This window comes from Enterobacter sp. Cy-643, assembly GCF_011752815.1.
Classification (GTDB): Bacteria; Pseudomonadota; Gammaproteobacteria; order Enterobacterales; family Enterobacteriaceae; genus Cedecea.
The window spans coordinates 911187-931414 of the sequence record NZ_VWWV01000001.1 but is presented as its reverse complement, the minus strand read 5'-3'; the positions used below and the strand labels follow the sequence as shown (position 1 = coordinate 931414).

The following is a 20228-nucleotide window of genomic DNA, read 5'->3' as shown; positions in this document are numbered from 1 at the left end:
GTACGTCGCCCGGGCAATTCCGTGTTAAACTGCGCCCCTTCATTTTTCCAGGGGCGTTTTTCATGGCTCAATCTACTGCCGTTTATCTTCCTCAACCTTTTCTTGACGCGATTCGGGACGCACTTCCCGCCGATCAGACGCTGGACAGCTTTATCGAATACTGCCAGCAGCCGCTGCGCCGCAGCCTGCGCGTCAATACGCTGAAGATATCCGTGGCTGACTTCCTGACGCTCGTCGCGCCTTATAACTGGCGTTTAACGCCGGTGCCATGGTGTGAAGAGGGTTTCTGGATTGAGCGTGAAGATGAAGAAATCCTGCCGCTGGGCAGCACCGCAGAGCATTTAAGCGGCCTGTTCTATATTCAGGAAGCCAGTTCAATGCTGCCCGTTGCGGCGCTGTTTGCCGACGGCAACCAGCCGCAGCGCGTGATGGACGTCGCGGCAGCTCCGGGCTCAAAAACAACCCAGATTGCCGCCCGCATGAATAACACCGGCGCCATTCTTGCCAATGAATATTCCGCCAGTCGGGTAAAAGTCCTGCATGCCAACATTAGCCGCTGCGGTATCAGCAACGTGGCGCTGACGCACTTTGATGGCCGCGTATTCGGTGCCGCGCTGCCTGAGTCCTTCGACGCAATTCTGCTCGATGCCCCCTGCTCCGGTGAAGGCGTGGTGCGAAAAGATCCCGATGCACTGCGTAACTGGTCGCCTGAAAGCACGGTCGAAATTGCCGACACCCAGCGCGAATTAATTGAGAGTGCTTTTCATGCGCTTCGCCCCGGCGGGACGCTGGTTTACTCGACCTGCACGCTGAATCGCCAGGAAAACCAGGATGTCTGCCAGTGGCTGCTGGATAGCTGGCCGGATGCGGTAGAAATAGCCCCTCTGAATGAACTTTTCCCGGAGGCAAAACGCGCGCTAACTTCGGAAGGTTTTCTGCATGTTTTTCCACAGATTTATGACTGTGAGGGCTTTTTCGTTGCCCGTTTACGCAAAACGGCCTCTATAGAACCGCTCCCGGCCCCGGGCTATAAAGTGGGGAAATTCCCCTTTGCGCCGATGAAAGGCAAAGCCGCTGCCGAACTCACCGCCGCGGCGGCAAAGTCGGGCCTTATCTGGGGCGATGAGCTGAGCTTATGGCAGCGCGACAAAGAGATCTGGCTGTTCCCAACAGAGATTGAGCCGCTTATCGGTAAAGTGCGTTTTTCTCGCATCGGCCTGAAGCTGGCTGAACAGCACAACAAAGGCTTCCGCTGGCAGCATGAAGCCGTGGTCGCGCTGGTCAAAAGTGACAACCCACTTTGCTTCCCGCTGAGCGAGCCCGAAGCCGAAGAGTGGTATCGGGGAAGGGATATCTATCCAGAAGTGACGCCGTCACGAGATGAAGTGATTATCACTTTTCAGGGGCAGCCGCTCGGCCTGGCGCGCAAAGTCGGCTCACGCCTGAAGAACAGCTATCCAAGGGAATTAGTACGCGACGGCAAGCTTTTCGCCGCCCCGCAGGCTGGCTGTAAAAATTAGCACTTTTTAAGTTGGCAATTTGTGCTGCCTTGACTACGCTGAAATTGGGGTGACCTACTGGTCATACCACCTGCCGCAGATAACAAGGAGCCAAAGATGACAAAAACCAACGTTCGGATCGGCATCTTCGAGATCGATGATGCCGAATTACACGGTGAACAACAGGGGGATCGAACGTTAAGCATTCCCTGCAAGTCCGACCCCGACCTGTGCATGCAGCTGGATGCGTGGGATGGTGCAACCTCTATTCCCGCCGTGCTGGACGGCGAACATTCCGTACTCTACCTGCAACATTACGATCGCCAGCGCGATGCCTGGGTTATGCGCCTTGCATAATTCAAGATGAACCCGTCCCTGAGACGGGTTATATAGATGACAAACAGCCGAAAAACGTGGTTTTCTGCTGTTTGGAGTAGACCAGATAACATCATTCATTGTTTTTGTTAGACCCAGGTGCAGTTTTTAAATCAATGATTTTTGCCGGCACTTTCTCCGTCCACGGGACGGATTAATTATTTCCCCCACTCCCTTTGGCTCCCCTACACTTAAATCAAACGAAGCGGTTCTGAGGCGCTCATGTTTGCTTTGGTTTTATTTGTCTGTTACCTGGACGGCGGCTGTGACGATCTGGTGCTGGAAGTCTTCACCAGCGAACGGCAATGTCTGAGTGCGATGAGCGAACAGCGTATGCGCCACGGCGGCTGTTACCCGGTGGAAGCGTTTATCGATGGATTCTGGCAGCCTGCCCAGGAGTACAGCGACTTCTGAGCAGGGCCAGGTGAGATTAGCGATTGTTCGGGCGGAGGAACATGCGTATTTGCTTCCCGTGGTACTCAACGTAGTGCTGGAAAGTAAAGCCGAAGCGCTCTGCCAGGCCAATAGAACGCTGATTATCGTCATCAATAATGCAGCATACCGGCCCGCTGAAATTGTCATCCGCCCAGCTTAATACCGCGTTAAGCGCCTCCGCCGCGTACCCTTTACCGTGTACGGCGGGAATAAGCGACCAGCCCGCCTCCGGGTATGCCAAAGCCGGGCTGAGATTCCGTTTCGCTTCCTGGAAACCAAACGCCCCCACGAAACGCCCGCTCTGTTTTTCAAACAGCGCCCAGTAACCGTAGCCCAGCGCCTGCCAGTGGCCGATATAACGCATCAATCGCGCCCAGCTCATTTCACCATCCTGCGGTTTTCCGCTGCCGATAAACTTCACCATCTCCGGATCAGACCAGCAGGCAACCAGCGCCTCATAGTCGTCCAGCGTAAAGTGGCGCAGGATAAGGCGTTCCGTTTCAAGACGTGGGGCTTCAGTAATCATCATGACTCCGCTCAGTATTACTCTTGTAATCGTTGTTTAAGGCCGGATTTGCAGGCGTAAATGATAGCGCAGAGCAGCAGGCTAAACAGCATGGTTCCCAAAAACACCCCCGCGCCGGTCAGGGTTAACATAACGCCGCCAATCAGCGGCCCCAGCGCAATCCCTAGCGTCGTCAGGGTTGATGCCCCCAGGTACGCACCGCGATGCTCATCCGGTGCCAGCTGATCCAGCAAAATATTCAGGTTCGGCATCAGAATTGCCTCGCCGATGCTAAAAATAACCGTCACGCTCACCCACAGCAGCGGATCAGGCGTGCGGACGGACCAGAACAAAAGCTGTGAAAGCGCAAAGATAGCCCCCCCGAGCAAAATACGGTTAGACAGGCTAACCTGGGCCAAAAAGCGCACCAGGAAAAGCTGGGCAATAAGCACCGTACAGGCATTGGAGACCAGAATCAGCGTGATTAACTTTACGGCGGCCTCAGCGTCGAGCGTCAGCAAATAAAGCGGCACCACGGATTCATAATGTACGAAAACCACGGCGCATAACGTGCTGCACAGCAGCGCCGCGACAAACAGTTTGTCCCGGGCGATAATCAGCATAACGTCACGTAATCTGACCCCGGCTTTATGTTCGCTCTCTTTGGCCACTATCTTGCCTGCAGGAATAAACAATAAGGTGTAAATAAGCAGAGGCAGATAGCTCACGGCGGTGATCACAAAGGTGCCTTTCTGCGAAGTCAGCCCGAACGCTATACCGACCAGCGGCCCGGTGACCGCCGCCACATTCACCAAATAATAGCGAATCTGCAGAGCCAGAGCGCGACGGCGGCGATCGCCCAGTAAGTCACTCATCAGCGCTCGCGTCGGGGGCTCTACCCACGCGAAACAGACGCCAACAATCATCAGACCAATGATAAATAACGCCATACCCGTGGCCAGCCCAAGCAGAGCATACCCAACAAATGACAGCGCACAGCCCAGGGAAAGCACGCCCCGACGGCCTAGCTTATCCGACAGTTGCCCACCATACATTCCCAGCACCACCGCCAGAAGCGCGCTGCTGGTCATCGCCACGCCCACGGATATGGGAGAAAGATGATAGTTGCGGGTCATGATGATTGTCATAAACGGCCAGGCCATAAAATAGCTAAAGCGAATCACCAGGGTAAAAAATAGCAGCGCAATCACCGTGGCCGGGAAGGTTTTGACCGTCGGCCAAAAACCGCGCGCAGCGTCCTCACGGACGGCATCGTTTGTCGTCATAAAGTATCCTGTTATTTATCGTTGTTATAGCGGAGGCGGGGCCGCTTACCCAGAGTAAGCGGTTAAATAGTAATAAGTTATTCCGTATTAACTGGCAACGGAAATGTTACCGAATTGTTTATTTCCCCAGCTTGTCATTTAAACCGTCAGCCAGGCAGCGGAAAGTAGTGAAAAATTGTGACCTGCCGCTCAAAAAATGGCATTTCATGCTGAGAATGTGTGGGGAGAGCCGGCAGCTGAACGCCGCCGGTATAACGGCTAAAGTTTACCGCTCAGGCGCTGATGGAAATCGGCGCTGTGGGTGTCCAGGCCAACAATGTCGACCTGCGTCTGATAACGCTGATAGCGTGTTTCGATGGCATCCAATACGGCAACGGTGGAGGCGTCCCAAATTTGCGCCTGACTCAGATCGATCACTACCCGTACCGGGTCATCAGCATAATGAAAATGCTCGACAAGGTCGTTGCTGCTGGCAAAGAACAGCGGCCCACGAACCCGGTAAGTCACCTCGCTCCCGTCCGCCGCCAGCTGCCGTTCAGCACGCACAACGTGCGCAATACGACGGGCAAACAACATCATAGCGAAGATAGCGCCCCCCAAAACGCCAAGGGCGAGGTTATCGGTATAAACCGTTATAGCGACGGTCGTGAGCATCACCAGCGTTTCCGGCACCGGCATTCGGCGAAGCGTAACTGGAGAGAGGCTATGCCAGTTCAGCGTTTTCACCGCCACAATCATCATGATCCCGGCCAGCACCACCATTGGAATTTTTGCCATCACTTCACTCAGGACGGTGACCAGCAGCAATAGCACCAGCGCAGCCGCCACGGTAGACAGCCGCGTACGCCCTCTTCCCAGTTCAACATTGACGATGGTTTGCCCGATCATGGCACAGCCCGCGATGCCGCCATAAAAACCGGCGAAGATATTAGACACGCCCAGCCCCCAGCATTCGCGCCGCTTGCTGGAAGGCGTATCGGTGAGTTCATCCACCAGTTTGGCCGTTAGCAAAGACTCCATTAAGCCAACAAAAGCGATGCTCAGCGCGCAGGGCCAGACAATGCGCAGCGTCTCAACGTTTAGCGGCACCATGAGTTCCGTTAATCCAGGCAAACCGGCCTTCATCGGCCCGCTGTCGCCTACCGTAGGTAATCCCCATCCCAGGGCGATACTCAGGCCGGTCACCAGAACAATCGCCACCAGCGGCGAAGGCACAGATTTAAGCATTTTCGGCAGCAGCAGGACGATGCCTAACGTCACGGCAAACAGTCCCCAAACCAGCGGCGACTGCCCCCAGACATGAGGCACCTGAGCAAAGAAGATAAGAATGCCCAGCGCATTCACAAACCCCGTCATTACCGAAAGCGGGATATAACGCATCATTCGCGCCAGCCCCGTCACGCCGAACAGGATCTGGATCCCGCCCGCCAGCACCACCGCAGGCAAAATGTAGCCCACGCCGTATTGATGTACCATCGGCGCAATCACCAGCGCGACCGAGCCCGCCGCGGCCGTCACCATTGCCGGGCGGCCGCCCAGGATGGACATAGCCAGACAAAGTACGATAGAGGCAATCAAGCTGACTTTTGGGTCTACGCCCGCAATCAGGGAAAAGGAGATCACTTCGGGGATCAGCGCCAGGGCGGTGACGACCCCGGCCAGCACCTCGCGCTGGATTAAACGCGGAGAGCGAAACACGGCGCGCAGGCTATTCTCACGGGCATGTTGAGCGGCAAGCTCAGTTTGATTTGTCATAATGGAATGTAGGCTTATTGTCATGAACGCCGCATTTCTCAAGGAATGCGGTCAGCGAGGCCGAAAGTGTAGCGTCGTCGCGGCAGTGATGCGAATTTTCGTGACTCACATCACTAACCATAAAGCCTCACCTGTCCAGCCCCCTCGTTTGCGCAACAAAAAATTAACAATCTGAGTAAAAAACGCTGGACGGCAAGCTATCAAGGTGTGGTATGGTTTTAGCGCACAGGCCAAGCCGAAGCGTTATGGGAAACGCTTTACGCGCAAGCAGGCTGGCTGGCTGGTTCCCGAATAAAAAAAAGACCGAACACGATTCCTGTATTCGGTCCAGGGAAATGGCTCTTGGGAGAGAGCCGTGCGCTAAAAGTTGGCATTAATGCAGGCTAAGTCGCCTTGCCTCTTAAGAATAGATTACCGGCGCAGGTTTTCCAGTCCGCAACAAAAGTGGTCAGAAAAAAGCCGCAATAAAGGTGACTATTTATGCAAAAACAGCAATATCCCTTTGAGATTATTGCTGTTTTTTTATGGCAAAAAATGCCTGTTTTTATTCACCACAAAGCTTTTGCGCGCGCTCAATGAAAGGCTCAAGGCTCATCTTCTGGCCAGGATGCTGCGGGTCATCCACCTGAATAACGCTTATTGGCTGCCCGCTCGTTTTACCGCTTTTGATCTGCTGCTCGGCAATGGCGTTCAGCGGGTACTGCATCAGCGTACTTGGGTTGATGGCAAACAGCGCATTTCCCGCTCTGCAGCTCAACATCACCTCTTCGCGGTTGAACGCCCATTTGTCTTTACCCACCTCAAACCGACTCACGGTGATAATTTGCGGGGCAGCCAGCGCAGAGCTCGCGCAGGCCAGCAGCAGTAAAGTCAAAATGCTCTTTTTCATGAATCTCTCATATAACCAGTTTGCGCCGTCAGAACGGCTCCCAGGTAGCATAGATGCTGACTAGCAGCAGTACCCCTACCGATAAAATCACTTCCAGCCACGTAAGCTGAATAAACCTCCGCTGAGCTGTGGCCTGGACGGCGTCGAAACGCGGCACCAGTATATAACGGTTGATCAAGGCCAGCGTGACCATCACGAGCACCAGCCCAACCTTCAGCGCCAGCAATCGAAAATAGCCACTTTCCAGCGGCAGCGACCAGCCCAGGATCAGCAGGCTATTCACCACGCCGGTTACCAGCACCGCAGCCACGGCGAGATGCCCGTAGCGGGAAAAACGCATCATTGCCGTCATCGCCGGAGTACGCCAGCGCGGCTTATGCGCCATGTGCATACAAACCAGCAAAGGCAACAGGCCACCCACCCACCAAGACGCGCTCAGAAGATGAATCGCGTGGTTGATTCGCTGGAAAGCCCCCAGCACGCCGTCGTGCATTGCAGCGTGCCCGACGCCAGCCAGCATAATTAGCTGCGCCGCGGCTAACAGCAGCAATAACCCAGGCATTGCCCGGGGAGCGATCAGCACAGCGGCCAGCGTGGCCAGACCCAGTAATAGCTGCCATATCCATACCGAACCAAAGCGAGTCGTCAGGACCGCCTGCCAGGTATCCGGCGAGAGAGTATCGCGCCAGCCGTCCCCCATTAGCCCGGCCTGAGCCATGAATAACAGGCAGGCGCTGATCAGCGACAGCCAAACGGCAGGCCGCCACTGTGCTCTGAGGCGGCGCACAAGCACAGGCTTAAACTGCTGCGGGGCAAGGAGCGAACAGCAGATGGCGCTGCCGAGCAGCACCATCAATGCAGTGAAATGGATAAAGCGCAGCGCGATGTAAAACGCCGACAGCATGGCGATTACTTCACGGAGAAGTGATAGTTACCTTTGGTTTTATGCCCATCGACCGACACAACGTGCCAATCCACGGAATAAGCGCCCGGCTTCAAGGCTTCTTCAACCGGCACAATCAGCTGTTTGTTGTCGGTCTCAGCAACCTTCACTTTTCCGGTCTTCACGGCTGATTTCTGCGGACCGGTCACGGTCACGCCGCTGAAGCCAGGCTCAACGCCTTCAGAGAAGTTCAGGGTCAATGACTGCGGCGAGGCGGTCACGGCAGAATCTGCCGCCGGAGACTGCTGCTTAAGGTGCGCGTGTGCGAACACGGCTGGAGAAACGGCCATAGCAGCGACAAATGCCGCCACGGTTGCGATGCGGGAGGAGATGAACGCCATATTAACTATTCCTTTTTGTTATGTGTTGAGGCGGCAAGGATAACCCCGCGCCAGTACCAAGTCGAGACGGGAAAAACTATTGTTACTTGTCATCCGGGACGCAAAACAGTAACTTCTGCGCTGACATTGCAGGAGGATATGATGAGCTACAATCTCGCCGATTTACCCCAGGAAGAAATGGATAAAGTGAACGTCGATCTTGCCGCCGCCGGCGTGGCGTTTAAAGAGCGCTATAACATGCCCGTTGTGGCTGAAATGGTGGAGCGTGAGCAACCTGAGCACCTTCGGGCGTGGTTCCGTGAAAAGCTGATTGCTTATCGTCTGGCCTCGGTTAATCTTTCGCGTTTGCCGTATGAACCAAAGCAAAAATAAAAACTTAAGAATTATCTCGCTGATTCAAAACTAGTGCTACTCTCTTCCTTGTTCAGTTGACCGCAAGCTTTGGCTCATCTCTCGCGATTGCAGGATGCAATCGTTGGATGAAAGATTAAGGAAGAACCTATGCCACGCTGGAATGTTGCCGCTGCGCAATACGGTGCCGTTGCCGGGAATTATCAGGCCAACATCGATCACCACCTCGATTTCATTCGCTGTGCCGCCGAACAAGGCATCGATCTTCTTGTTTTCCCTCATCTCTCTTTATCCGGATTACGCCCCGACGACCATCCTCCGGCGTTTACCGATTCGCTGTTCGACCCGCTCAGTGAGGCAGCTCATCGCTACCATATGACCGCGATCGTCGGCATGCCGCTCAGTGACGAGGCGCACAGCGTAGCCGGTATGGTAAGTTTTCTGCCGGACGGCTCGCGTATCGCCTGTTGCAAACGTCCCGCTGAGGCGGCAGATATGAACAGCCAGCCTCCCGTCGCACCACTTCTGGGGCAACGTTCTCGCAATATCGCACTGGCCGTTTGCGCCCAAAGCGATGATGAAGCCTGGCCCCGAAGCGCGGCTGATATCGGGGCAGACCTTTACGCCACCGGCGCCGCAATGACAGAACTAAGCTACCAGCAAGATGAAATGTATATGCAGCGCTGGGCGCACAAATATGGACTCACCATTTTGCAGGCCAATTACGCCTGGTCCGAGGCTGAACTTCGCTCCGCAGGCCGCAGCGCGTGTTGGGATAATTTAGGCCAACTCGTCGTCAGAGCCGATCAGGGTGAATTGCTGGCAATTGGCCGCCGGGATGAGAGAGGTTGGCACGGAGAGGTCATTCCTTTACGCTAGTCACCTGAAGCCTGTAAACGGAGACTGCGATGCTGCGCATTATTGATACGGAAACCTGTGGATTACAGGGAGGCGTGGTGGAGGTTGCGTCGGTCGATATCATCGACGGCAAGATTGTTAACCCGATGAGCGATCTTGTCCGTCCTGACAGACCGATTAGTCACCAGGCGATGGCCATCCATAAAATTACCGAAGAGATGGTGGCCGATAAGCCCTGGATTGAAGACGTTATTCCCCGCTACCTCGGAAGCCCCTATTACGTGGCGCACAACGCCAGTTTCGACAGCCGCATGCTGCCGGAAATGCAGGGCGACTGGATTTGCACGGTGAAGCTGGCGCGTCGCCTGTGGCCGGGCATTAAGTACAGCAATATGGGGCTGTATAAATCGCTGAAGCTGCATGTGGATACGCCCGTCGGGCTGCATCATCACCGCGCCTTGTTCGACTGCTATATTACCGCCGCCCTGCTGCTGAGAATTATGGATGTGTCAGGCTGGAGCGCAGAAGACATGGTCACGATTACCGGGCGTCCGGCGCTGGTCACCACGATGATGTTTGGTAAATACCGGGGAAAACGCATTGCCGAAATAGCCGAAGACGATCCGGGTTATCTTCGCTGGATGCTTAATAACATCAAGGAGCTAACGCCGGATCTCCGCATGACGCTAAAACATTACCTGGCCGCCAGCGCGGCCGATTAATGCACGCGCCCTGGCAGCGTCCCCTGCGCCAGGGCAATCAGGAAAGCAAACTCCAGCGCCACGCCTTCGTAAGATTTAAAGCGCCCCGACTTGCCGCCGTGCCCGGAATCCATGTCGGTACAAAGCAGCAGCAAGGTCTCATCCCGCTTATAGTCGCGTAATTTAGCAACCCACTTCGCCGGCTCCCAATACTGTACCTGCGAATCATGCAGCCCGGTGGTCACTAACAGGTGGGGATAAGCCTGCTCATGAACCTGGTCGTAAGGACTGTATTGCTTCATATAGCGGTAGTATTCTTCATCCTGAGGGTTACCCCACTCTTCAAATTCCCCGGTGGTGAGCGGAATCGACTCATCGAGCATCGTCGTCACCACATCAACGAACGGCACCTGAGCCACTACGCCATGGAATAATTCAGGACGCAGATTGATAGCGGTGCCCATCAGCATCCCACCCGCGCTGCCGCCCATCCCATAAAGCAGTTTAGGATCGCCATATCCCTGCCCGATCAGCTCGTCGCACACGTCCAGATAGTCGTTAAAGGTATTCATCTTTTTCAGATATTTACCGTCTTCATACCATTGTTGACCCAGTTCACCACCGCCGCGCACATGGGCAATGGCGAAGACAAAACCTCTGTCCAGCAGACTTAAACGGCTGCTGCTAAAGTCAGCATCCATACTGCTGCCGTAAGATCCATAGCCATAGACCAACAGCGGATTTTTACCCCGGCGAAAGTGTTTCCGGTGATAAACCAGTGAGACCGGCACCTGAACGCCATCCCGCGCAGTTACCCACAAATGCTCGCTGCGGTAATTGTTAGCGTCAAAACCGGCAACCTGGGTTTGCTTGATAACCCGCCGTTCACCGCTGTCCATATCCAGTTCGAAAAGCGTGTCCGGCGTCGTCATTGAAGAGTAACCGTAGCGCAGGTGTGAGGTCTCCGGCTCGGGGTTGTAGCCAAGCCAGGTGACATAGGCCGGATCGTCAAAAGCGATACCCGTGGACTCACGCGTAAGACGATTAATCTGGCGCAGGCTGGTCAATCCCTGCTGCCGCTCGGCAACCACCAGCCAGTCGCGGAACAGCGTAAAGTCTTCAAGCATGACCTGCTCCCGTGCGGCAATCAGCGTTTCCCACTGTTTTTCATCCCGCACGGCGCTGCGGTAGAGTCCGAAATTTTTACCGTCTTTGTTGGAACGAATGTAGAACCCATGCTGGTAGTGATCGAGCGTGTATTCATGATCTTTCCGGCGTGGGGCAAATACCTGCGGCTCGGCGTCTGCCAGTTCGGCATCCAGCAACAAAGCCTCACTCGTCGTCGCGCTGGCAAGAGAGATGACAACAAAATGCTGCGAGGTTGTTTTATGCACGCTGACGTAAAAAGCGTCATCTTTTTCTTCATACACCAGTTGGTCATCGGCCACCGGGTGGCCCAGCGTGTGCCGCCAGACCTGATAAGGCAGTAAGGTTTTGGGATGCTTACGCACGTAGTAAAGCGTGACAGAGTCATTCGCCCACGTAAAACTGGACGAGACGTTATCCAGCAGCTCAGGATACCAGTTCCCGGTCTTCAAATTACGCAGGCGAATGCCGTACTGACGGCGGGAGAGATAGTCCTCCGCCAGGGCCATCACTCCATTGTCCGGCGTAATGGCGAATCCGCCCATCGTGTAGAATTCGCTCTGGGCTGCACGCTGGTTGGCATCCAGCAAAACGTCCCACTCGCCCCACTCTTCTCTGACCGCAGATTGCCGCTGATAAATCGCGTACTCATTCCCTTTGTCATACACCTGGCGGTAGCGATAGCCGTTCTTCACATACGGGGCGGAAACATCGCGAGGAGGAACGCGAGCGATCATCTCTTTGAGCAACTGATCCTGCAGCGCGCGCTGGCTCTCCATGATCCTTTTCCCGTAATCATTTTCCTGCTCAAGGTAGTTCAGCACATCGGGATCGGCGCGGTCATCATCCCGCAGCCAGTAATAGTCATCCGTGCGGGTATCGCCATGTAGCGTCATAGCGTGGGGAATTTTTTTGGCTTTTGGCGGCATCACTTTCATCATTTTCCGTTTAACACCCCGTAAGGGTGGCAAATTCAGCCGGGCTTGCAAGCGGAACAGGGAGGATTAAAAGAAAATGCCGGGATAAACCCGGCAAATCGGAAAGCTGAGAAGATTAAACCGCGAGCGGTTGTTTTTGCTGCTGAATATCTTGTTCAATACCAGAGCGGACATCCTGCGGTATGTTCAGCGCATCGCCCAGCGCGCTCAGGTAGCTACGTTCCATAAAGTGATCGATATCGATAGCCGTGCAGCTGAGGTAATAAAGCTCCAGCGCTTCCTCCTCATTTCTCACACCTTGTGCAAGCTGGTGAGGATCTAACGGCCTGTCGATCGCCCGTTCGACGAGCGCTTTACCTTCCCCGTCGATACCGACCTCACGCAGCTGTTGCTCAATAAACTGACGCTCTTTTGCATCGATATGGCCGTCGCTTTTCGCCGCAAAAACTAACGCGGTAATTAATCTTTCGGTACGAACATCAACCGACGAGTGCGGCTCACTCCCACCTGCGGAAACGGGCTGGCTCTGACGAACCCGCTCCCTGTATTTGTTCCATAACACGCTCCCCGCCACGGCGCCGCCGCCGACCAAAAGCGCGCTGGTGCCGTATTTTGTTAACAATTTGCGAGAAGATTTACTCGCCAGAAGCAGCCCGGCTAACCCACCCAGCGCCCCCGGCACCAGAAGTTTAGCGATCCCTTCAGGGCCATTACCGGCTGCAGGCTGTGAGGATTGGGGGGAAGTGGATTGCCCCAGGAGAGACTGAAGCTGCTGTAACCAGTTATTCATGACGGAGACCCTCTGTTGACTTAACTCGTCGAGAGTAGGCCACAGGACGTCAAGAAACGTCGGACAGCGCTAAAGATGGGAAAAGAATTGCGCCGGCTACCCGGCGCTTACAGGCGAGCCCTATTACGCGGCTTTGGTGCGTTTACGTCCAGGGTGCTCGCTGACGTTGTCTTCCGCCGCTGGCGATTGCTCAGCCGCCGGGGATTCCGTGTCTGGCACAGACTGGCTTAACTCAGGCTCTGGCAACTTGCCGTTTTTCAGCACGCCCGCCAGCAGATCCTTGTTTTCCGCCATCCACATCGCCAGGGTGTCGCTCTGCCCTTCATCCAGCGCAATCGGGCTTTGCTGCAGCCACTCGCCGAGGACTTCAGCCAGATCCAGCATTTTGTCGTAAGCGTCAGCATCCTTTTTACTGGCAAAGGCCATTTTTTCTTGTCCCTCTCTCACCACAACATATTTAATCTCGACCGCCATTTTGCAGCTCCGTTTTACCTGTTTATTTATCCAGTATATCGCCATTCATTTTATCACACAAGTGGGAAAGCCGCTGCCAACGCAAACGTTTTCGTTTATACTGCAGCGGTCTTTTTCTTTGTTAAGGCTAAATCACATGTCAACGTTGGGAACCGCTCTGCGCCCGGCAGCTACGCGAGTTATGCTGCTGGGTTCCGGTGAATTGGGTAAAGAAGTGGCCATTGAGTGTCAGCGCCTTGGGGTCGAAGTTATCGCCGTCGACCGCTATGCAAATGCGCCGGCAATGCACGTCGCACACCGCAGTCACGTCATCAACATGCTGGATGCCGCGGCGCTAAAAGCGCTTGTCGCCGCCGAAATGCCCGATTTTATCGTTCCTGAAATTGAAGCCATTGCCACCGATGCCCTGCTGGAGCTTGAAGCCCAGGGCCAGCGTGTGGTGCCGTGCGCCCGCGCTACCAAACTCACTATGAACCGCGAAGGGATCCGCCGCCTGGCCGCAGAAGAACTTCAGCTGCCCACTTCCAGCTACCGCTTCGCCGACAGCGAAGACGCTTTCCGCCAGGCCGTGCAGGAGATTGGTTTACCGTGCATTGTTAAACCGGTGATGAGTTCCTCCGGCAAAGGCCAAAGCTTCATCCGCACTGAAGATCAATTGGCGAAAGCCTGGGAATACGCCCAGCTTGGAGGACGGGCGGGCAAAGGCCGCGTTATCGTCGAAGGCGTGGTCAATTTTGATTTTGAAATCACCCTGCTAACCATTAGCGCCGTTGATGGCGTGCATTTTTGCGCGCCGATTGGACACCGCCAGGAAGATGGCGACTACCGTGAATCCTGGCAGCCACAGCAGATGAGCGATATCGCGCTGGCAAGATCGAAAGAGATTGCTGAAAAAGTGGTTACCGCTCTTGGCGGCCACGGCCTGTTTGGCGTTGAGCTGTTTGTCTGCGGCGATGAGGTGATTTTCAGTGAAGTCTCGCCTCGCCCGCACGACACCGGCATGGTGACGTTGATTTCACAGGATCTGTCTGAGTTTGCGCTGCACGTTCGCGCCTTCCTCGGCCTGCCCATCGGCGAAATTCGTCAGTATGGCCCTGCCGCATCGGCCGTGATCCTACCTGAATTGCAAAGCGATAACGTTAAATTCAGTAACGTGGGCGCGGCGCTGGGCGGCGGTTTACAGGTTCGCCTGTTCGGCAAGCCGGAGATTGCAGGTAAACGCCGCATGGGCGTGGCATTGGCAACCGGTAACAGCGTCGATGAAGCAGTTGCCAGAGCCGTGGCGTCAGCCGCACAGGTCAAAGTGGAAGAATAAAAAAACGCCCTCTGCTGAGGGCGATTCAGGCATAGAGCCCCGTTTTTTTACGGGGCTTTTTTATGGCTTACAGCTTAGCGCCTTCTACCGCTTCGCGGGCAAGCTTAGTGATGCGGTCATAATCGCCCGCTTCCAGCGCATCAGCCGGTACCAGCCAGGAGCCACCGATGCACAGCACACTTTTCAGCGCCAGGTAATCGCGGTAGTTAGCCGGAGAGATGCCGCCGGTTGGGCAGAAACGCACCTGAGAGAACGGTCCTGCAATGGCCTGCAGCGCTTTAGTGCCACCGTTAGCTTCCGCCGGGAAGAATTTAAACTCTTTCAGGCCGTAGTCCATCCCCAGCATCAGTTCTGACACGGTGCTGATGCCTGGGATCAACGGAATGGTGCCTTCGGTCGCGGCTTTCAGCAGCGGCTCGGTCAGACCCGGGCTGATGGCAAACTGCGCGCCAGCTTCGGTCACTTCCGCAAGCTGCTGTGGGTTCAGCACGGTACCTGCGCCGATAATAGCCTCAGGCACTTCTTTCGCAATCGCACGAATGGCATCGATCGCACAAGCTGTACGCAGCGTGACTTCCAGCACGCGGACGCCACCGGCCACCAGCGCTTTCGCCATTGGCACCGCATGCTCCAGCTTGTTAACAACAATAACCGGCACAACCGGACCGGTTTTCAGGATCTGTTCTGCTGTAGTTTTCCAATTTTTCATCTGAGCGCCTCTTAGCCACTTTTAATCTGTTCCGGGCATTACTGCCGCGGGCTTAAAATTTAATGCAGGTTGCGCCTTGTTCAGCGCCAGAAAGTTGTTCGCGCAGGGCGCCGAACAGCTCCCGACCGGTCCCTACGCGCTCGGCGCTGAGATCCGGGTGATAAGCAGGGCGCGCCGCAAGTACGGCTTCATCAACCAGCAACGTTAGCTCGCCCGTTTGGCCGTTGACGCGAATCATGTCACCATCCTGCACCTTCGCCAGCAGCCCGCCGTCATACGCTTCCGGAGTAACATGGATTGCGGAAGGCACCTTCCCTGAGGCACCGGACAGTCTTCCATCTGTCACCAGAGCAATTTTGAAACAGCGGTCCAATAATACTCCAAGCGGCGGCATAAGTTTATGCAATTCTGGCATACCGTTCGCTTTAGGCCCCTGATGGCGCACCACAACAACGCAATCACGGTCAAGCTTGCCGGCTTCAAAGGCGGGTAAAACGTCATGCTGGCTTTCAAAAATAACCGCCGGGGCTTCAATCACCTGATTTTCTACCGGCACCGCTGAGGTTTTCATCACCGCCCGGCCCAGATTCCCGCTCAGCACTTTGGTTCCGCCGTGGCGGGAGAATGGTTTTTCCATCGTGGCAATAACGTCGCTATCCAACGGCTGGCTCGCGCCTTCACGCCAGGCAAGCTGACCATTGTCGAGCCACGGCTCCATGGTGTAGTGACGCAGGCCAAAACCGGCCACGGTGTTAACGTCTTCGTGCAGCAGGCCACCTTTCAGCAGCTCACGCAGCAGCACCGGCACACCGCCCGCCGCCTGGAAGTGGTTAATGTCGGCAGGGCCATTCGGGTAGAGGCGCGCCAGCAGCGGCACAATTTCGGAGATCTCGGAGAAGTCGTCCCAGTTAATAACGATCCCGGCAGCGCGAGCCATCGCAACAAGATGCATGGTGTGGTTCGTCGAGCCGCCGGTAGCCAGCAGTGCAACAATGCCGTTGACCACCACTTTCTCATCAATCATTTTCCCGAGAGGCATCCATTCGTTGCCGTTACCGGTCAGGCGCGTGACCTGGCGGGCGGCTGCGTCCGTCAGCGCGTGACGCAATTCGGCATCGGGCTGAACAAACGACGACCCCGGCAACTGCATGCCCATAAACTCAACCACCATCTGGTTGGTATTCGCCGTGCCGTAGAAGGTACAGGTTCCCGGCGCGTGATAAGAGGCAGCTTCTGCTTCCAGCAGCGCAAGACGGTCAACTTTACCTTCCGCGTAAAGCTGGCGAATGCGGACTTTTTCTTTGTTAGGTAAGCCGCTGGCCATCGGGCCTGATGGCACAAAAACCGCCGGGAGATGCCCAAACGACAGCGCGGCCATCGTTAGCCCCGGCACGATTTTGTCGCACACGCCAAGGTAGAGCGCACCGTCAAACATGTTATGGGACAGGCCAACGGCGGTAGACATGGCAATCACTTCGCGGCTCAGCAGCGAAAGCTCCATTCCATCCTGCCCCTGAGTCACCCCGTCGCACATCGCCGGGACGCCGCCGGCAACCTGCCCCACCGCGCCCACCGAGTGCAGCGCCTTACGGATTTGCTCAGGATAATGTTCATACGGCTGATGGGCGGAGAGCATGTCGTTGTAGGAGGTGATAATCGCAATATTGTTACGCAGCATGCTTTTCAGCGCCGCCTTATCGTCCGGCTGGCAGGCAGCGAAACCATGCGCGAGGTTACCGCAGGCAAGTTCCGAGCGGTGAACCGTGTTGCTCCGGGCTTTCTCAATGCGTGCCAGGTAGGCTTCACGCGTTGGGCGGGAGCGTTCGGTAATACGCAATGTTACCCGTAACAAGTTTGGATGCATAGAAGTTCCTCAGAAAGTGGCTGTTCTCCCGCATTGATACCGTCATGTTCAGAGCTGATGAAAGTAACTTTGTAGCCCATCAGACTTGATGTCGGGAGCAAAAACGCTTCAGCTAGTGTAAATAAAAAAGCCCCGCGGGTGAATCCACGCGGGGCTTTTATTCATAAAAAACTATGCCACTTCTGTGTTAGATCATGTTACCGGTAAAATATGAACCCTTTGTTAGCGATTTTTTACCGGCCATGTTCACAGCCTGTTACTCAAACTCGTTCCAGGAGTGGCCATCACGGGTAATCATCGCCACGGAAGCCACTGGCCCCCAGGTTCCAGCCTGATAAGGTTTCGGTGCATCGTTATCCGCAGCCCAGGCTTCGGTAATGGAGTCTACCCATTTCCATGCCTCTTCTACTTCGTCACGACGTACAAACAGCGCCTGAATCCCGCGCATGGTTTCCAGCAGCAGGCGTTCATAAGCATCCGCCAGGTGAGACTCGTTGAAGGTCTCGGAGTAGCTAAGATCCAGCTTGGTGGTTTGCAGGTTATGCTTGTGCTCCAGGCCCGGGACTTTGTTCAGGATCTGGATATCCACGCCTTCATCCGGCTGCAGACGGATAGTCAGCTTGTTCTGCGGCAATTCCTGCCAGGAGTCTTTAAACAGGTTCAGCGCAGGGTTTTTGAAGTAAACCACGACTTCAGAACATTTGGTTGGCAGACGTTTACCGGTACGCAGGTAGAACGGCACGCCGGCCCAACGCCAGTTGTCGATATCTACGCGAATAGCCACGAAGGTTTCGGTGGCGCTGGATTTGTTTGCGCCCTCTTCTTCCAGGTAGCCAGGCACTTTCTTGCCCTGCGCAAAGCCTGCGGTGTACTGACCACGCACGGTTTTATCGCGCACGTTGGTACGGTCAATGCGGCGTAGCGACTGCAGAACCTTCACTTTCTCATCGCGAATGTGGTCCGCGGTCAAATCAGACGGCGGAGACATGGCAATCATGCACAGGATTTGCAACAGGTGGTTTTGGATCATGTCGCGCATCTGCCCGGCCTGATCGAAGTAACCCCACCGGCCTTCAATCCCCACCTCTTCGGCCACGGTAATTTCTACGTGATCGATAGTGCGGTTGTCCCAGTTGTTAGCGAACAGGGAGTTAGCAAAGCGCAGCGCCAGCAGGTTAAGCACCGTTTCTTTACCGAGGTAGTGGTCGATACGGTAAACCTGGCACTCTTCAAAAAATTCGCCCACCTGATCGTTGATCTGCTGGGAAGTTTCGAGGGAAGTCCCCAGCGGTTTTTCCATGACGACGCGAGCAGGCTTGGCGTTAAGCTTCGCTTTACCTAACCCTTTGCAGATAGCGCCAAAGGTGCTTGGCGGCATAGCGAAATAGTTGATGGTGACGCGATTCTGCTGGTCGAGCATTTTCCCCAGCTTGGTAAAAGCAGAGGTGTCGTTGACGTCCAGGTTACAGAAATCCAGACGACCGCTCAGTTTGTCCCACAGGCTCTCGTCAATCTTCTCTTTCATGAAGGTTTCGAGGGCTTCGCGGACAACTTTGGTGTATGCCTCTTTATCCCACTCTGCGCGGCCAACACCCAGAATACGGGTCTCCGGATGGATTTGACCTGCTTTTTCCAGCTGATACAGGGATGGCAACAGTTTCCGGCGCGCCAGGTCGCCTTTTGCACCGAAAATGACCAGGTCGCACGCCTGGGCTGTTTGCGTTACCGCCATGTTTGTCTCCTCGTTTCGGATATCCCGGCTTTTACCGGCCCTCTGGGGCGCGGATAGCATTAAGCCAGGCACGTCTTGTAATTTTATTACGCTGCAATGTACTGCTTTTGCTGAATTGAGGACAACCGTTAACCCCGGTTTGACCGCCTCAATTGCTAACTTTTCCCACAATGCCGCACTAAAGCGTCGTTTGCTGGCGTTTTTTTGTGCGATGTAACCGTTGCCAAAGTTAGACACCGATCATGTAATGAAAAAAAACAACAACATTACCTGGGCGACTCGCCCTATCACATTTTAGCAAGAGTATATTCTTGCTAAATCGGCCCACGATTTCTTCTGTTGCTGAAATCGCTAAAACCCATGAGTGCCCGCCTTTATGAATATGCTGGAAAAAATCCAGTCACAGCTGGAACACCTTAGCAAATCGGAACGTAAAGTCGCAGAAGTGATTCTTGCTGCGCCTCAGGATGCCATTCACTCCAGCATCGCAACGCTTGCCCGCAGCGCGGACGTCAGCGAGCCCACCGTGAACCGTTTCTGCCGTCGCCTTGAAACCAAGGGCTTCCCGGATTTTAAACTGCACTTAGCTCAGAGTCTGGCGAATGGCACGCCGTATGTAAACCGGAATGTTGATGAAGATGATAGCGTCGAGTCCTATACCGGTAAGATATTTGAGTCCGCTATGGCAAGCCTTGACCGGGTACGTCAGTCGCTGGATATGTCCGCGATGAACCGGGCCGTCGATTTACTTACCCAGGCAAAGAAAATTGCCTTTTTTGGGCTCGGTTCTTCCGCCGCCGTCGCTCATGATGCGACCAATAAATTTTTCCGCTTTAATGTCCCGGTGATTTACTCAGATGACGTTGTTATGCAACGTATGAGCTGTATGAATTGTACCGAGCAGGACGTGGTGGTGCTTATCTCACACACCGGCCGGACTAAAAATCTGGTTGAGCTGGCGCAGTTAGCCCGTGAAAACGATGCCATTGTGATCGCTATCACATCGGAAGGCAGCCCGCTTGCCCGTGAGGCGACACTTTCTCTGCTGCTGGATGTGCCAGAAGATACTGACATTTATATGCCGATGGTGTCTCGTCTGGCGCAGTTAACCGTCATTGATGTACTGGCGACGGGTTTTACTTTGCGTCGAGGAGCAAAATTCAGGGATAACTTGAAGCGAGTCAAGGAAGCGCTCAAAGAATCGCGCTTTGATAAAGAACGTCTTCTCTCAGGCGATGAACGTTAATTTTTGATAACAAAGTTGTAACTTATTAGGCTGTTCGGTTACGTTGTCATGGGTGTTCACAGCACACCCTGACCTA

Annotated in this window: 20 protein-coding genes; 8 read left to right on the top strand and 12 right to left on the bottom strand. The window is 54.8% G+C overall.

Features of this window, described 5'->3' with window-relative positions; translation table 11 throughout:
* The first annotated feature begins 62 nt into the window (after window positions 1–62).
* The 3 genes from rsmF (at window position 63) to F3J29_RS04330 (ending at window position 2288) form a co-directional block, all read left to right on the top strand.
* A complete protein-coding gene (gene rsmF / locus F3J29_RS04340) occupies window positions 63–1520 on the top strand; it encodes a 16S rRNA (cytosine(1407)-C(5))-methyltransferase RsmF (protein WP_166863307.1) in 1458 nt (485 codons plus the stop codon).
* Between the two features lie 96 nt (window positions 1521–1616).
* A complete protein-coding gene (locus F3J29_RS04335; RefSeq protein WP_008453991.1) occupies window positions 1617–1856 on the top strand; it encodes a YebV family protein in 240 nt (79 codons plus the stop codon).
* Between the two features lie 240 nt (window positions 1857–2096).
* Window positions 2097–2288, top strand: coding sequence for a YdfD/YebW family protein (locus tag F3J29_RS04330; RefSeq protein WP_166863305.1), 192 nt, complete (start codon window positions 2097–2099; stop codon window positions 2286–2288).
* A gap of 16 nt (window positions 2289–2304) precedes the next feature.
* Here the strand turns inward: F3J29_RS04330 and F3J29_RS04325 are convergent, their stop codons facing one another.
* The 6 genes from F3J29_RS04325 to yobA form a co-directional block, all read right to left on the bottom strand.
* Entirely contained in the window at window positions 2305–2838 is a 534-nt protein-coding gene (locus tag F3J29_RS04325; RefSeq protein WP_205246633.1) for a GNAT family N-acetyltransferase, read from the bottom strand.
* Between the two features lie 14 nt (window positions 2839–2852).
* On the bottom strand, window positions 2853–4100 hold the full coding sequence (locus F3J29_RS04320; protein WP_166863303.1) for an MFS transporter: 1248 nt from the start codon (window positions 4098–4100) through the stop codon (window positions 2853–2855).
* A gap of 258 nt (window positions 4101–4358) precedes the next feature.
* On the bottom strand, window positions 4359–5855 hold the full coding sequence (locus tag F3J29_RS04315) for a SulP family inorganic anion transporter (RefSeq protein WP_166863301.1): 1497 nt from the start codon (window positions 5853–5855) through the stop codon (window positions 4359–4361).
* A gap of 544 nt (window positions 5856–6399) precedes the next feature.
* Entirely contained in the window at window positions 6400–6744 is a 345-nt protein-coding gene (locus tag F3J29_RS04310) for a YebY family protein (protein WP_008453983.1), read from the bottom strand.
* Between the two features lie 28 nt (window positions 6745–6772).
* Entirely contained in the window at window positions 6773–7648 is an 876-nt protein-coding gene (gene copD, locus F3J29_RS04305; RefSeq protein ID WP_166863299.1) for a copper homeostasis membrane protein CopD, read from the bottom strand.
* A 5-nt stretch (window positions 7649–7653) separates the two neighbouring features.
* Entirely contained in the window at window positions 7654–8028 is a 375-nt protein-coding gene (yobA, locus tag F3J29_RS04300; RefSeq protein ID WP_166863297.1) for a CopC domain-containing protein YobA, read from the bottom strand.
* A 141-nt stretch (window positions 8029–8169) separates the two neighbouring features.
* Between yobA and F3J29_RS04295 the strand changes: the two genes are divergently transcribed.
* From F3J29_RS04295 to exoX, 3 genes are all read left to right on the top strand, one after another.
* The gene (locus tag F3J29_RS04295; RefSeq protein ID WP_166863295.1) at window positions 8170–8400 is read left to right on the top strand and encodes a DNA polymerase III subunit theta; all 231 of its coding nucleotides are present in this window, start codon (window positions 8170–8172) and stop codon (window positions 8398–8400) included.
* Window positions 8401–8529: 129 nt separating this feature from the next.
* Window positions 8530–9258 (top strand): carbon-nitrogen hydrolase family protein, encoded by a 729-nt coding sequence (locus F3J29_RS04290; protein ID WP_166863293.1) that lies wholly within the window; start codon window positions 8530–8532, stop codon window positions 9256–9258.
* Window positions 9259–9287: 29 nt separating this feature from the next.
* Entirely contained in the window at window positions 9288–9959 is a 672-nt protein-coding gene (exoX, locus tag F3J29_RS04285) for an exodeoxyribonuclease X (protein WP_166863291.1), read from the top strand.
* Here the strand turns inward: exoX and ptrB are convergent.
* The 3 genes from ptrB to F3J29_RS04270 all read right to left on the bottom strand — a co-directional run bounded on the left by ptrB (window position 9956) and on the right by F3J29_RS04270 (window position 13286).
* Window positions 9956–12013, bottom strand: coding sequence for an oligopeptidase B (gene ptrB, locus F3J29_RS04280; protein ID WP_166864931.1), 2058 nt, complete (start codon window positions 12011–12013; stop codon window positions 9956–9958). The genes exoX and ptrB overlap by 4 nt on opposite strands.
* 124 nt (window positions 12014–12137) lie before the next feature.
* Entirely contained in the window at window positions 12138–12812 is a 675-nt protein-coding gene (locus F3J29_RS04275) for a tellurite resistance TerB family protein (RefSeq protein WP_166863290.1), read from the bottom strand.
* A 123-nt stretch (window positions 12813–12935) separates the two neighbouring features.
* Window positions 12936–13286, bottom strand: coding sequence for a YebG family protein (locus F3J29_RS04270; protein WP_166863289.1), 351 nt, complete (start codon window positions 13284–13286; stop codon window positions 12936–12938).
* A 136-nt stretch (window positions 13287–13422) separates the two neighbouring features.
* Here F3J29_RS04270 and purT point away from each other — a divergent pair, with 136 nt between their 5' ends.
* Window positions 13423–14601 (top strand): formate-dependent phosphoribosylglycinamide formyltransferase, encoded by a 1179-nt coding sequence (purT, locus tag F3J29_RS04265; protein WP_166863287.1) that lies wholly within the window; start codon window positions 13423–13425, stop codon window positions 14599–14601.
* A gap of 67 nt (window positions 14602–14668) precedes the next feature.
* Here purT and kdgA read toward each other — a convergent pair whose 3' ends face one another.
* The 3 genes from kdgA to zwf form a co-directional block, all read right to left on the bottom strand.
* Complete coding sequence (gene kdgA / locus F3J29_RS04260) at window positions 14669–15310, bottom strand: bifunctional 4-hydroxy-2-oxoglutarate aldolase/2-dehydro-3-deoxy-phosphogluconate aldolase (protein WP_039294543.1); 642 nt, start codon at window positions 15308–15310, stop codon at window positions 14669–14671.
* A gap of 52 nt (window positions 15311–15362) precedes the next feature.
* A complete protein-coding gene (gene edd, locus F3J29_RS04255) occupies window positions 15363–17174 on the bottom strand; it encodes a phosphogluconate dehydratase (protein WP_166863285.1) in 1812 nt (603 codons plus the stop codon).
* A 256-nt stretch (window positions 17175–17430) separates the two neighbouring features.
* The gene (gene zwf / locus F3J29_RS04250; protein WP_008453964.1) at window positions 17431–18906 is read right to left on the bottom strand and encodes a glucose-6-phosphate dehydrogenase; all 1476 of its coding nucleotides are present in this window, start codon (window positions 18904–18906) and stop codon (window positions 17431–17433) included.
* 376 nt (window positions 18907–19282) lie between these two features.
* Here zwf and F3J29_RS04245 point away from each other — a divergent pair, with 376 nt between their 5' ends.
* Window positions 19283–20152 (top strand): MurR/RpiR family transcriptional regulator, encoded by an 870-nt coding sequence (locus F3J29_RS04245; protein WP_166863283.1) that lies wholly within the window; start codon window positions 19283–19285, stop codon window positions 20150–20152.
* Window positions 20153–20228 lie beyond the last annotated feature (76 nt).